Origin of the sequence: Acinetobacter corruptisaponis (genome assembly GCF_030053775.1) — a bacterium.
GTDB classification, from domain to species: domain Bacteria; phylum Pseudomonadota; class Gammaproteobacteria; order Pseudomonadales; family Moraxellaceae; genus Acinetobacter; species Acinetobacter corruptisaponis.
Window position 1 is genome coordinate 1,261,280 of record NZ_CP125669.1, and the last position, 16,799, is coordinate 1,278,078.

The 16,799-nt window shown below is 41.0% G+C and carries 1 protein-coding gene (cut by a window edge); it reads right to left on the minus strand.

Translation table 11 applies throughout. From position 1 onward, the window contains the following. Positions 1 to 16,799: the 3' end of a tandem-95 repeat protein gene (locus QLH32_RS06325; RefSeq protein ID WP_283268711.1), read on the minus strand. Its footprint extends 17,683 nt past the window's final position; the window shows 16,799 of its 34,482 coding nt (coding positions 17,684–34,482); its start codon lies beyond the right edge, outside the window; it ends in the stop codon at positions 1 to 3.

Here is a 16,799-nt window from a genome sequence, read left to right on the forward strand (position 1 = left end):
TTAAAACAATTGTTTCCAGTATTGCTGTGCGGTTTGCTCCAAAGCTTTAAGCCATGCATCTGACTGTTCTTCCTGACGGAGTAGAATCAGGTCATCATCCTCATCTTTTGGTAAGATGCTCAACTCTAACTGGGTTGAAAGTAGTGGAATTGAGCATGCCCACTGTGCTTTTACTGTCAATGGAATAGATGCAATGTGATTCACCCATGTGGAAACAAAGCCATTCACCAGTCGCCAAGGATTCACACAGGCTTGCCCATCTAACATTTTGATTGCAATATTCTTGATCGTGCTTGCACTATGCTGGTTGCTTTGTTCAATCGCCGTGGCTTTGACCTGTATCGTCATATCCTGATTTCGACTACTTGCAAAGCGTAACTTTGTCCAGTCCCATGTGCTGATATCTATCCATTGTTGGGTTGAACTCACTGTAACGTAGTTTGTTCCATCCGTGAGGACTGTACCCTGATTAAAGCCTGTCAATTCCAGCTTGATACGCTCCGAGCCATCCTGGTCATTACTATGTGCCGCCATAATTGGCAAGTAAGTGGTTTGCCCAACCATGGCGTAGACTTGATTCGCTGTTGAAGTATAAGTTTCAACTAAGCGAATGTTGCTGATAAAGGCACTTCTTCCACTGATGTTGCCCTCTATCTGTAAACGTATGGTTCTATTACGTCCATTGCCATCAAAAGCAATTTGGTATTGCTGCCAGTTCAATGCTGTTTGACCACTCACCGCATCAAATATTGCGATTTGTTGCCCATCCACATAAACACCAATACGTCCAAAGTTTGCAGCCTGCCCCAATAGACCTGCCATATCAAAACTCAGTGTATAGGTGTTACCACTGACAGTATTCACCTGACGCTCTATCGCAGTTTGTTGATACAGCGTATCTTTACCATCATTTAGGCGTATCCACGCATTTGCGCTAGAACTTTGTAAGGTGATGGTTTGACCATTGGTATTCTTGATCTGATCGCCTGCGTGCCAGACTTCAAATCCATCCAGTTTTAGCAGTTGGTCTTTTTGGGCAGTCCAACCATCTAAGCTCCAGCCATATACCACTGTGGCATTTTTATTAAGGATTGCGTTATAAACACCACCCCATTCTGTATGGAACACTTGACGGCTGGTTAAGGCATTTTGCGATTGTTGCGTTTCCAGACTCGGTGCATCGGCAACGGCTTCAATATATACCGTCAATTCATGGATTGCTGTCGCAATGCTGGCATTGGACTGTTCAATACTACTCGCCACCACTTGCAGTTTCAGTTCTCCACTAAAGTCTTTTGGTGGCGTGAACTGTAAGGTATTCAGGTTCCACGTTGTGATATCTGCAATGGTTTGCTGCTGCGTCACCATAAACTGGTGCGTACCATCACTGAGTTGACTGCCTAATGGCAACCCTGCAATTGCAAGTTTCAGTTGCTCAGAACCATCCTTATCCTGTAACTGGGCTGCAATACTGGACAGTGGCATGGTCTGGTCTTCTTTACCTCGATTAAGTGGCTTACTGGTTGACAATACAATGTTATCAATCATGGCACCACGTCCACTTAAATGAGTCAGTGGAGCATCAATACGAATCTGAATATTTTGCAGTTTACCTGTGCCTACGAAACTAAACTGAATATTTTGCCAGTTGAGCTGATCATTTGGGCTGGTGTTGGCATAAGTTGCAATACGTTTACCATCGACATAAATCCCGATCTGGGTAAAGCATTCACTAAAGCCCAATCGTCCTGCATAGTCAAAACTGAGTTTATAGCTACGGCCTAATTCAGTTTGCACATTACGAGAGATGCCTAATGTTTGAGCCTGGAACAGACCAGCATCATTGAGTTCTAACCAATGATTGCCATTGCCTGTTTTGGCCTGAACTGTTTTAAGCTGACCGTAGGCATTATCCATACGGTCGCCATTGCTCCAGATTTCAAAGCCATCTGTACCAAACAGGTTACAGTCTAAGCCTTTGAGTAATGTCCAGCCCTCAAACATATTCTGTTCAATCAGGGTTGAGGTTAAATCTGGATTCGGTGCGGTTTCCCAACTGGTCTGGAACAGGATTTCCTGATTAGTACTTGAACCAATTGTTAGGATTGGTTGATCTGCAACTGCCTCAATTTCAATGTTTAGATAGGTTTGTTCACTATACAATTCCCCATCAAAAGCTTTATAGCCAATTTGAGCATAAACTGCTTTTTGATTTCCAATCCCTACAATGGCTCTGTCACTTGATTCATCTCTAAATGGAACAAAACGAACATGTGCAGCATTGAAATCAGCTTGATTAAGGCGTGTGCCAATACTCACTAATTCCCATTGATCATGAATAAACTGTTGTAATAGTCCAGCTTGTGGCAAGGTTGTAATTTCGATTTCCAAGCTATCACCATCAATATCACTGACTGCAAAATCAGTCCATTTTAAGGTGAGTGCCTGATCTTCCAAACCTTGTACCGTTTGTGAAGTTGCAACTGGCGCATCATTTACTGCATGAATCGTAATAGATACCGTAACAGTCTGAGAGTTTAATTCCCCATCCGTTACATAGTAGCTAAAGTGGTCCGCACCAAAGTAGTTTGCATTCGGTACATATTGATAACGGCCTTCAGCCAGTTGAACCAACTCACCATTTAATGGTTGAGCCACAATGACAGCAGTTAAAACATCCCCATCTATATCTTGTGCTGTTGCCAATAAATCAATTGTTATGGTTGTATCTTCATCTGTCACAAACTGTTGTGCGGTCAGAGTCGGAGCATCATTTACAGCATTTACATTAATAGAAACAGTCACGACCTGAGAATTTAACGCACTATCAGTGACATAATAGCTAAAACTGTCTGTACCATGATAATTGGTATTTGGCACATATTGATAATGTCCGTCAAGCAATCGTATAAGCTGTCCATGCATTGGTTCATTCACAATAACTGCTGTTAAGGCATCACCGTCAATGTCTTGTGCAGTTACAAGTAAATCAATAATTACCGCTGTATCTTCATCCGTCACAATGGCTTGTGCCGCCAAAGTTGGTGCATCATTCACAGCATTGATGGTGATAGATACACGTACAACCTGAGAGTTTAATTCTCCATCTGTGACATAGTAGCTAAAGCTGTCTGTACCAAAGTAATTCTCATTTGGAATATATTGGTAACGTCCATCTGCCAACTGCTCCAAGTGTCCATATTGTGGTTGTGTCGTAAAGTGAGTGATTAGCACATCACCATCTTCATCATAAGCACTTGCCAATGGATCAAAGATAAGGTTTTGATCTTCATCAGCCATAATATCTTGAGCATTTAATACAGGTGCAGTATTTGATGCCAAGACATGAATACTAAAGGTATAAGGCTGTGAACTATCTTTGCCATCAGTTAAAACAACTGTAAAGGTATCATCACCGACAAAGTCTTTATCCACAAGGTAGATATATTGCCCCGTGCTTTCATCATAGCTGATGGTGCCATATTGTGGTTGTTGCGTGATTTGTACAGTAATTGGATTGTTTTCAACATCCTGAACATAGGCATCGAAGTCCAATACCAATGGTTCACCTGCCACAATCTCCCAATTTGGTTGCTGACCAAATATAGGGGCATCATTTACAGGGTTAATTTCTAACTGTACTGTCGCAACCTTGGATTCCTGACCATCAACAGTGACAAAGTAGTAGCTAAACTGGTCTGTACCAAAATAGTTGGCATGCGGTACGTAGCTAAATTCACCATTGGCGAGTAACACCAGCTCGCCATGTTGTGGTGCGGTCACTAGCACAACGTTTTCAATTGACTTACCAATGAGTAAGTCATTATTTAAAACATTACCTGTTACAGTGGTGTCTTCATCAAATTGATAATGATCATTGATTGCTAAAGGTTCGGCAATCAAACGAATATTACTCAAGGTGACTGAACTATCTGCTGCACCAAAACCAAGCAAATCAAATGACAGTAAGACTTCCCGACCAATGAGGGCTTGATCCAGATTGATAAAGAATGTTTGGCTACCATCACTATTGATGACTCGTTCAATGCCTTGGGCCAAATAGCTTTGACCATTCGCCTGTAGGTTAAACAATGCATCGGTATTGCTCAGGTCACTGACCTTAAATAGTGCTTCACCTGTTGTTGCATCAAGCAGCGCAACCTCAAAGGCATCATCTGGACTATTGTTATAGTCAGTTAAATGTTGGTCTTTTACAGTAAAGGTGAGAACTCGATCTTGAGAACCTAGTTTAAAGGCTTGGGATAAGCTGCTATGGTGCTGCTGTATCTCATTTAAAATGATGTCATCCTGATTTTGTTGTATCTCACCCAATACTCTCCAACCAGATAGTCCCACATTGATATTTTGGAACATATCCTGAATATCAAGATTTTCAGCTTTCCATGCTGGGGCGCTGACAGGTTGTACTATAAGTACACCCACAGCGAGATAGTGGATAGGTGCTTCTTCCTGTGGTACAGAGACTTGGGGAGCGTGCCAGCCTTGTAAATCCTGTAATGTTGGGAGTAAACGAACACCCTGCTGAATAAAACCACCCATCATATCTTGTGCAACAAAGGTATCTTTTAAACCAATCGTATGACCAAGCTCGTGGATGAGTACGGTTAATAGATCTATTTTACCAGCAATATCTACGTCAGTCGCTAAACCATAATCCCATGGCGCATTCATATTAAACTCTGAGTGTTCAAATGGGGTTAGGTCTATAAACCAGCCGAAACCAGCAGCATTTGGCGATAAAATAATATCCTGACCATTTAATACATAGGCAATTGTGCCACCAATATTGATATCTTGTAGTTTTAGGCTGACATGATTAAATAAACTCGCATCTATGCCTAAATCCACCCAATATTGTTTAGCGACATCAAATAGCTGTTCAACCTCAACTTGTGTTTGAGATGGCTGTACAGTTGCTGATAATGTATCAACTTGCATGGCTTGCAGATCATTCTTTCCTTTTTTACGTTCTACTGTACCATCTATATAATTCTTGAATTGATCACCACTTACCTTAACATACCCATCATACAATGTAGATAAATCAATACGTTGTGCAGGTGGAAGTTTTGGATTTGTATCGGGCATTTTATAGTAACGCAAAAATAACTCTAAACTCTGATTTACCCCAATATTCGTGGTACTGGTTGAATCAGAAGCTGGATTTATAACCAGATAAATATTTCCTTGATCATCTTCTTCATACAATTTAAGGACTCTACCCCTCTCATTCCAATCTTCTTGTATATTTCTCAACTCTCTTTTTGACTCAGCATCAATAATCTTAATATAGATTTCTTGATCTGCCTGTAAAATATCCTGATAGAGATATTTCTGGTTTGCTGTATAACCAATCAAATCTTTATCAGCTAGTTTTTTATAAATATCCTGTTCTAGTTCATATAGGCCTTCACTATTGATATACCCCTCTCCAGCTTTCCGTTCAGCCAATACCTGTCTGATATCAACCTGTGAGGCTGTAGATTTTGCTTCAATAATTTGCAGACTATATTTACCATTTTCATATTTCAAATATAAACCATCCAATTTACCTACTGTTTTTGCAGTATATACAGCATTTGCTTCTTTATTTGATGGGTCTTTAAAATTATATTTTTTTGCAACAAACTGATTACCCTGCTTTATATAAAGTTCATATTCAACTTGATCAAAATAATTTTCCTCTGAAATACCGAGAACATTTTGATAATAAGCCCTAACATCCTCCTCATGTTTATCACCCATGAGTTTAGCAAGAGCTAAATCAGAGTTATGCTGAATATCATATAGACGGTCATTTTCAAAGGCATCATCTGCTAAAATCAACTGATTATATTCCGAAATAAAATGATCGCTTAATACTTTCGCATCTTCATGCTCATCAAATTTAATATCTGTTAATTTTGCTTTCAAGGTTTTCGCTCGAGTCATATATTCATTTGCTAAAACATAATACTCACGAATTTCAGCCAATTCATGTTGCAACACTGATGCAAATAACAACTTATCTTTTAAGGCATTATAGTTTAAATCAATATTTATTGTATCATTCCACATCGATGTAATATTAACCACATTATTTTTATCTGAACGTACATTTAAACTAAAACCTGCCATAACACGATCATGATTTAGTATTGCTAAAGGATCTTGTGTATAAAAACGGTTTTTTTGTTTTACTGTTTGATCAACATAATTCTGAATTAAAAAATTTGGAAGACGAGTTGAAATTACTATTTTCTTTGGCAATCTCAGCCCAGACATAGTCACAACAGCCCCATCATTTTCAGACACCAAAGGCTGTTTAGCATCACGAATATCAATTTCAATTTGTGCTAGACCATATTTTTTATCTACAATTGGAGTAATCTTAATATCAATATCATCCCCCCAGTCTGCGAATAAGAAGCGTCTTTTAACCAAGTCTTCCAAATAAACCTTTAATAGCTCTTCCTGAGCTTTCTTACCTAAAGCACTATTTGGACTAACTTTTTCTCCGTGGAGTGAATAGAATTCATTACCTAAGATTTCTTTAAAGAAATCATAAGCATCATTTGTTAAAACAGATGTTCCACCTACATAATAACTATCCCCAAAACGTCTACGTTGTTGGTTATTATTTGAAGATGATGTGGATGAATCTGACGACGTTTGATTTCTAATCGCAGCCTGCACCATTGACTCAGCAATTGAACTTATCGTATTTGCATTTTGAAGATGCCTAAAATTTTGAGCATTCTTAGCAATCGTTTCCTTGATACTTGTAGCAATTGATTTTTTTGCTTGCTTGACTGTCTTAATTTCCTCCAAAACCTTAGTTGTATTCTTGCCTGTGGTTTTCGCTAAATTTGTAGCTTGTTTACTGCTATTTTTTGCAGCTTGGATTAATGCTTCCGTCATTGGTTTCGCAGTGACAGTTGCGGTCCTAGCCATTAAATGCACTTCTGCTGATGCAACACCTTTAATTGGATTTATTGCTTTACCTGGTGAAACAGCCATAGTAGCTGATAATATCACAGACAAAATATTGTTACGCCCACCACTTAGGGTTAAAGCATCATCAACAACTTGAATCTCAACATCTTCATCGTTTAATAATGCAATCAATGAATCTAATGTTACTGTTTCATTGAGAGCTTCAACTAAAAGTGTGGATGTTGGTAATGTTATATTTAACTGATCTAGTAACCATTGCATTTCCTTATTTAGTAAATGTTCAGTCAATACATATATTCGCAATGTGATTTCAATATCTTGTATTGCCAACTCCTGTAGTCGATCAAATACCCCAAAAATCTCCTCCTCTATCTTGGATAATGAGTATTCAGCACTTCGATCATCTCCAAAAGTAGATAAATAGAGTTTTTTTGCTATTTCAGCTTTTTCTTGTTCTGCATCTGATATGCCATAAAGCACATTTAATAGCTCAACCTGTACCATAGCCGAAATATAAAGATTTTTCGCATATTCACGGGTAATCGTAACGCCTGTCGTTCCCAATGCGGCAAGGTTTAAACCTGTATAATCCACTTTGTCATTAGATGGCGTAGGTAAAGGTTGTTGTGTACCTGTCTGTGATTGTAGATAACCATCTAAGTCAAAAATAGAATCATGTTCATTTGAATAACTTTGTATTGCCCTCATCGTATGATAGAAAATGTTGATATCCATCGGATCGTCATAGCGTGATGGTAAGGCTGCATCAATCGGTTGTTGTGTATCGACTTTACCCGCATCAATAAATTTATTTGCAGAATCTAATAAATCCTGAATACTCCAAACAAAGATACTTCTGAACATTCGTGAGTAATAGCCATCATCTGGCCCTCCCATTTCATCCATCCAGACGCTGGCTTGTAATAAACCGTCTTCCGTGACAGTTAATGTTTCAATGGATGCCCCTATAATTGGTATGGTTGAACCGATAAATATTGGTTCACCATAATAGCCAAATGGGTCTTGTATAATACCAATCTTACCACCAATTCTTTTATTCGCTCCCCACATACCCTCTTCGGATACGGAGGAATCATTGAACCAGAAGTTATAGTCCGCAACCAAGGCATACATCATATTATTATAATTGACTAAAACGACATCAGAAGAATTTTGAATCTCTTGACGATTGGTTCTAGCATTTGGATTGTAATCTCTTGATGTATAAGTTGGTTTTAATTTAATCTTTTTATGTATAGAAGATTGTGTGAGATTACCCTGATTATCCAAGCCAACTTTAATGGTGCTTACCCCATGATTTACATCTCGCAGACTTGTCATTATAAACTCACCTGCATATAACCCTTCGGTAATACGCATTGGACGCTGACCTATATTACCTAGGTCACTGGCATTAATAACATCTACCCCATTATTCTCGGTAAATTCACCTTGATAATTTATTTTATTTAAATCAATTACATAAATATCACCAACAGGGTCTTTTGTCCAATAAACAGCTCCGCCTATCCCACCTAGAACACCACGATTTGAAACTGATGCAATCACCGCCAAGTAACGTCCATGACTAATTGCCATATCCCCAAAGCCTGTTACAGCAGCACTCGAAATATCTAAACTTTGTTGTACTTTTAGAAACTCTGTTGATAACTCATCAACATTAATACGAATCAGTGGTGATGGTCCATAACTGCCCACATATAACCATCCATCGTTATATAAAAGTGCTGAAATGTATTCACCAGAACTCTTTACCTCTATAGAGTCTATGATTTTGTAAGAAATCATATCCAGTACATAAATGGTATTTCTACCTGCAATAAAGGCTAAAGTTCCTGCTTCATTGTAAGCAATTGGGTCTGTTTTATTGGTTGGTAAATACAGAAAGAATGAATTACCTTGTTCATCAACATCAACTTTTCTTTTGATGCCAAAGTCATCCGTTGTTTTTCCTTGTTCTGTAATCAGAATATAACTATTACTGAGAGCAATAGAGACTTTTGGCGGTTCAATCTGTAAACTAACAAAATCTGAATATTCAGAATAATCACTGGCTACACGAATACCATTATCTGTGTAAGTATATAGTTTTCTCTCAAGATAAATATTATGTAATCCAAGAGCAATATTATTATCAATGGTAATAGAGAATTTATTCCCTCCTGTCCAATAAGCTTTATAAGATTTCCATATTAATCCATGTTCAGCTTTATCAGTTGGACTACCTAATTGATCGCCCTGTGGAACAAGCCATATATTTAAATCAAATACACTCGATACATTTTCAACATCAACAATAAGTTCATTGGTATTGGCATTAAATGAATATCCTGTAATCCTAGGGTCTTCTACATTATTTTTTGGAACTTCTATTTTCGCAGTTGTAATCCCACCATCATCCTTGTTCACCATAACTTCTTTACTATAGCTACCAGCCAATGTATAGGTCACAACAGAAAAACTATTATAAAGGGTAAAAACTGAATCTATTGCAAAGTTTAATAGACCACCACGCCCTACGCTCATAACAGCATTTGCAAGCATGCTATTAATAAATGAATAGTCCATACTAGACTGGACAATAGTCATCGCCCCTGTCTTTTTATCGACATTTTTTACTGCGGTTGTAACAACGACTGTACCTGAAACAGAGACACCCCCAAAAGGTGGGCTAGAAGTTCGAGCTACACCGTTAGCATCAACATAGCCATTATCGAGTAGCCACCATGTTTCCCGCTCAACACCATTTTCATCAACAAATGTACCTTTTCTCCAGAATAGCACTTCTGTTCCTTCAGTAAGCTGTTCGGTATTTCCTGTTTGAGGATCAACATAAATATCCCCTACATTGATTGCCAACTGTAATGGCTTAGTAGCTGTTTCACCTGATAAATCAATTTCAAATGCTGCCAAGCCTGATAAATATTCTTTTGCGGGCAAAGGAATACCAACACTATCTAATGCAACTGTTTCAATCGAAAATTTTGTACCTTCAGGTAATGAATTTGATGCCACCATAAGAATATTGCCTGACACATCAGAGGTAATTCCACCATCCTTACTTGAAACTTTAATCGCACCAATATGTTCTTGCTGAATATTGAGCACAATATCTGTTTGCATATTCTGGTAAATAATCGTGACCTTTGCTGTGCCTAATTTCTTAGGAATGAGTAAGCCATCTGCTGTAATCTCTGCAATACTGCTATTACTAATGTAGTACTTAATTCCAGTTGTCGCTTGAGAAATATATTGTCCATCTGCATCGTGCACTTTAAGTTGTCGAGTAGCAGAAAGTGGTAAATTGATTGCTCTTGGATAAACATCAACTTCAAAACCATCTTCATCAGCATATGGCGTATAAGGATTTGTATCTACCGAGATAACATTCACCCCCTCAATACCACGGGCAGACACATGAATCGTGGCAATCCCTGCCTGTTTGGTTGTGATATTGCCCTGTGCATCTACAGTGAGCACATTCGGGTTATCACTCACAAACTGTAAATAGTCAGCAGTCAGAACAACACCATCTTCATCGGCAAAATCACCTGTGACATGCAGGGTTGCGCCGTTACCCAGTGCCAATGCAGCCAAACGCTCAACATGAATCAACACGAGCTTGGCATCACTGACATAGATTTTGAGTTCAATTGGCTGGCCTCTGCTATAACCATCATCGGCCTGTAAAGTGACTGTTGCATAACCAGAGAAGCCTGCTTCTGGTTTAAAGCTGAGGTTTTTACCATTTGATGAAAGTTGGGCGATACCGTGGGTACTGCCTAAAATATTCCAGTAAACCGCATCCCCCTCACGATCTACCGCAATCTGTGCCAATGCACCACTCACGGATAAATCAGTATGGGTTTTCAAGGCTTGTGTGCCTTGTGCCACGATATTGACTGGCGCCTGATTCGATTTCCAGCCATAGTTGGCATATAAAATTTGTAGGTCGGTATTGTTAATGACACCATCACCATTCAGGTCAAATTGGCTTTGTCCTGCCTGTGCTTGCCATAGGCTACTGTCTAAGCCATCGACATTGCCATCACGGTTAAGGTCACCCACGATAGATAGACGCACAGCAACCATGCCTGTTCCCTGTACCGCCAACTGTTTAAAACCTGCCGAGGTAATACGAACTATAGTCAGTGTTGTGTTGCCTTGTCGTTGTTGTGACACAATGGTGGCATCCGCAACATCAATGTCCTGAACATTCCCCTGTGTTTCAATCGCAACTAAAACCGCACCTGTTGCACCCATCGCCTTAATGGTGGATGCCAATTCAGATTCACGAATGGCAAAGTCAAAGTATTGGGTCTGGTGATTGAGTTCACCCTGCCATTGTGGAGTAGACTGGTTTTGATTCAGCCAGTCCACACTTGCCCCTAGATACGCTGTGGCTTCTTCCAGATGGACTTCGCCTGCGGCAGTGTAACTATAGCGTTGAACCACTTCTCCAGTAATCAGGTTACGTACCAATTCAAGCTGGTTGGCACTATTGTATTTATACAATAGGCTGATAGCTTTGCCTTGGTTGTCCTGCCCAATTATCTGGCTGATACGCCCCTGACTGTCACGCTTAAACTCAATGCTTTGTGAGCTTTGTCCACTCACTAACACAATATTATTTTGACTAACAAGCCATTGCTCCCCTGTATTCAGATGAATAGAAAGTACTTTGCCTGTTTGGTCTAATAGGTAACATGTACCATCTGGTGCAGTCAGGCTGAAATAACTTGGAACCCATGCCAACCCTGTACTTTCGTTATACAGGCTTTGCCCTTGTTGTACCAAGTTATCGATATGTAAATCAGCCGAGCTATGCGCTGTTAAACTCCAACCTTGGTCATTGCTAAATTGTGGCGTAAGTTGGCGAATACCTGTATTTGCACCATTCACATATTGGGTTTGCAAACTTAAACTAAAGCTTAGGTATTGGGTCTGTGTTGCAGCAATCCCTGTCAAGCCCTGTGGGATTTGTAGCCAGACTTTTGCTCCTGTTTGCCATGCGGCAACTGTACCCACACTGTTGGTTAAGCGCTGGTTATGGGTCAGTTGGGTATCAAATAGTGCACTAGTCCAGTTAGAGAAATCACCGTTTACGTCAGTTGCAATTGAACGAACCAAATCAAGCACTTTTGAGCCAAGTAGCAGGCTTGCATCAACATGCGTTGCCTGATTCAATTGTTTTGTGCTGCTATTGATCTCAATATTGGCATACAGTTCCTCAACTCGGCCAACCAGATCCCATGCGGTTAAGCGTAGCTGATAGGCGCCATTGGCAAGTAATGCAGGATCAAGCGCAAAGATATCGACTGCCTGATTGCTATAGGTCGCTTTCAATGACACATCCTGCAAGGTCTGCCATTGCAATGCACCTGTACTGTTACGGGCAATTTCCAACTTATAGCCCATCAGTTGCTGTTCTTTAATCAAGGCAGTCAGGTCAGTGTTGTTCTGAATCACAATTGGTGCTGTATTTAATGATGCACCGCCAAGCTGCCCTTGCCATGATAAAACTGGTGCAGTGCTGTCTTGTGGATCCTTGACCCGAATTATTTCAGTGCGCTGCTGGCTAAATCCATCAATATCAGTGGTTGTAGCCCGTATCTCAATCAGACCAGGCTGCTGTCCAGTGAGTTTAACCCGTCCTGTAGAATCCAAAGTCACCACTTGCCATTGATCCGTACCTAATGCACTACCACGAACTTCAACCACAGTATTGGCAATAGCACTGAAACTATCTGCCCGTACTGTTGCTGTTACAATTTGTCCTGCAACAACTGGGATTGCTGGTGTGGTTTCAATATGTAAGTCAGGTTGATAGGCATTATGCTCCGCAACCACATTAAAGGTGATGGCCTGACGAACCGTATCATAACCATCGGAAACCCGTGCATAGAACACGAATTTACCAATCTGTCCTGCACTCGGTGTCCAGGATAATCGTCCTGTCACAGCATCATAGCTTGCACCCTGTGGCAATTGTTCAAAGCTGACTGTTAAGCCTTGCGTTTGTGCCAGCCCATCCGCATCGGATACATACAAATTGCCATTATTGCTTAGGCTATTTTGAGCCGATTTCACCACATCAAGCTGGAATTGCTGACCCACCAGTAAGGTACGGTTGCTACTCTGAATGGTTGGTGCCTTATTAATATCAAGCACTCGTACCTGCACAGTTTTAAGTACAGTGGCCTGCCCATCTGTCACCATGAAAGTGAGGTCAAATGCCTGCTGATCATTCAGGTGGTTATTCACCATATCCTGTGCTGGTGTCCACTCCACATAACCCGTGGTGGCATCGACATAGATACCCGTTGGGGTATTGGCATCATGTACAAGTTGATAGCGAAGTGCATCGCTATCTCCATCTTGAGCCAATAGGTTAAATCCAAGTGTTTCGCCTTCATACACTAGTTGCATTGGCACACTGGTAAATACAGGTTGTTGATTAACATTCGTAACCTGTATTTGAATATTACGATTCAGCTTGGCACTACCATCGGTTACAGTGACTGCAAAATCATAGCGACCTAACTGGCTGCTGCCCAAACTGTTTTGCGCAGCAAACATCGATGGCAACCATTTAAACACAAGCTGGCTTTGTCCATTGCCCAACGCTTGCGTTGTAATGTTGACACCTTTTGGCAAGGCATTAAATGACCAGTACAGTTGATCCAGATCAGTGTCCTTAACGGTCATGCTCCATGTGAGTTGTTGTCCTTCCTGTGCTTGCAGGATAATTTGGTCCGCTTGCTGTACAACACTTCCCCCTTGTTGTACCTGAACATCCAGCAATTCTGGTGCAAGGTTACTTGCACGTACCACAATACGGATATCCTGCGCCACCACATTCGGCACAGCCACATAGTTTTCTGGCACTGCATAGCCTAGATTGGCTGGTGGCAGGCCCTGATCTGATACCTGAACACTTAAATCATATTGTCCCAATTGATTTGCAGTTGGTGTCCAGACGATTTCGGCATAACCATAAGTTGTACTTTGTACAAGCTGTGCTCCCGTAGGTAATCCCTGCACAATATAATTCAAGGTATCCTGATCCAAATCAGATACAGTCATCGGAATACGGATTTGTTGTCCAACAACGGCTACATTTCGAGTAGGCACACTGAGGCTCGGTGCTTCACTATAGCTTCTTACGGTGACAACAAAGCTCTTGCGCTCTACCTGCACCTGATTAATGTCACCATCGCCATTATCCCGTGCTGTCACGGTAATGGTGTAATCACCACGATGTCCTGCTTGCGGTGCAAAACGGATCACACCTTTAACATTGCTGCCAGACTGGGTTTGAGTATAGGTTGCAAAGCTTGGCAGACCCTCAATTTGTAACTCAATTGGATTGCCATCTTTATCGGTTGCTGTAACTGGAATTTCAATCACAGCACCTTTATCAACAATCACACTTTGGAGGTCACCAATTTCAGGGGTACGGTTCGCATTGAGTACGTTAATGGTAAAGATGCGCTCTGTGGAAAGCGGCTGACCTGTACCATTACCATCATCAGTTGCAAGTACTTTAACTTTGTAAATACCAGCCTGTTGATAGCCTGGATTCCAGTAAATTTCCAGTGTTTCAGGATCAAATGTTGCCCCCTCTGGTAAGCCTGTGACCACATAGCTTACAGAAGCAGGTACATCGGACATCTGTACCGCCTGACCTTGTGGATGCGATTTAAAAGCAGGTTCAAATCCAGGATTATCAGGGTCAAAAGCAAATACGCTTAAACGAACACTTGCACCCTCCAACACCGTCCATGTTGGGCTGGATTCAAACTGTGGTGCAGCATTGGCATTGTTTACCACCAATGTCAGTGTCTGGATTGCAACTGTACGAACAGGAATACCGCCATTGCTTGGGGTATAGGTTGCCACTAAACGGATTGGAATATCATAATTACCCGCCTGTGCATAACCTGGTGTCCATTCCAGCCAGCCCGTATCTTTATTTAGGATCGCACCACTCGGTAACCACTCTGCACTATAGTTCAGTTTGATATCCTGACCAGTATACTGCATCAATCCATGTGGTAGGTTTCCTGCCAATTGCAAGCTAAAGCGTTCACCTTCTCGCAACTGCTGTGCTGCCACAGGCAATAACACAGGTTTTTCATAGCCCTGTTTTACCGTAATGTTGAATTGGTAACGGCTTTCGTGTTTTCCATCAGATACGATCAACTCAATATTTTCATATTGACCTGCCTGATCATAAGCTGGTGTCCAGGTTAATAGGCCTGTAGCCACATCAAACTCAGCGCCAGCAGGTAAATTACGCACCACCATGCTGAGGCGATCACCATCTTCATCAGCTACTAGAAGTTGCTGACCGAGACTCTGCCCTTCGGTTAAGACGATATCTCGTATCGTCGCAATGACTGGCACATGATTTGCACCATCCACCTGAATTTTGAGTCGTTTAAGTGCAACACCACCACGGCTATCAACGACTTTTACCAAGATTTCACTGTCTACCCGATCCTGGGTCGTTGGAGTCCAATGTAATTGGGCATGTGCCTGATAGCCCTGATCAGAAACTTGTCCTGTCGTGACTGAATCAATACTTACACCCTGTGGTGCCTCCACAATACTCCAGTAGAACTGGTTACCATCCTGATCAGTGGCTGTTAAATCGAAATTCCAGCTTTCATTGACTTTGGCCTTGAGTTTAGTTTCATCATAACTCATCACAGGTGGCTGGTTATCATAAGGAAGTGCATAAACTTGATGTGCAAGATCGAATTTTAATAAACGGGCTGCATCATTAGACAGGGTTAGGTCTTCAGCTTTAACTACAGAGACCGTAATGCCTGTCAGACTTTCACCAACTTTTAAACTGCCTCCATGGGCCTGTAAATAACTGCCTACATCCAGTAACCACAGTTCATTTTGTAGTCCTTGCCCCTGTATTGCCGAAACAATACCACCATTAAAATAATGACCTGGGTCAAGTAGCAACAACAATGGGCCCTGAATATTATCCTGACCAATATTGGTGAGTTTTACATCATAACTGACTGTCCCATTTAAACGATCTGCACGGGTCTTATCAAACTCAATGTGAACAAAGGCACTGTAGTCAGTCACTGTGGTAAATGCTGCGGTATACACACCCTCAAGTCGAGTTTGTTTAGCACTCTGTAGATTAGAGGACACCTCAAGTCGCCATTGTCCAGCAGCAATATTTGGCAAAGTCAAAACGACACTATTGGTGGCCTTATTCCATTGCACTGATTCTGGAGTCAGGACTTGATTGACATTCTTGCCTACACCGACGAAACGATAGTTTGCTGGATTTAAAACGCTGGCAACATCAGTACTATCATTCCCATTATTCCCCAACCACATTGCCTGATCAAAGCTGATCGTTGCATAGCTTAATGGTAGTGGAATATATGCACCATCCTGAATTGAACTGGCAATCACAGTTGGTGCTTTCAGCAAGGCAATTTCATCAATCGTATTGGTTTGTGCAACCAGGATACGCTGGTCATGTGTAATCAGAATCGATTCACCACGTGAACCACCTTGGGCCAATTGAATTGCCTGACGTTTTGCCAAGCTAATCATCCAGACAGCAGCATTGTCCTGTTTTGGTAATGACTTACTGCTATTGGTAAACTGTTGGCTATTATTGGCAGAAGCAAATAATAGCCCTTCAAATGCTGTGCCTTTTTGACCAAACACCAAACTATCAATGAGACCATTTAAGGTATATTCAACTTCTGCACGACCCTTGGTTTTTCCTGTCAATGGGAAACTGATGATATCGGTTTTGCCAAGATGAGACAGAATAT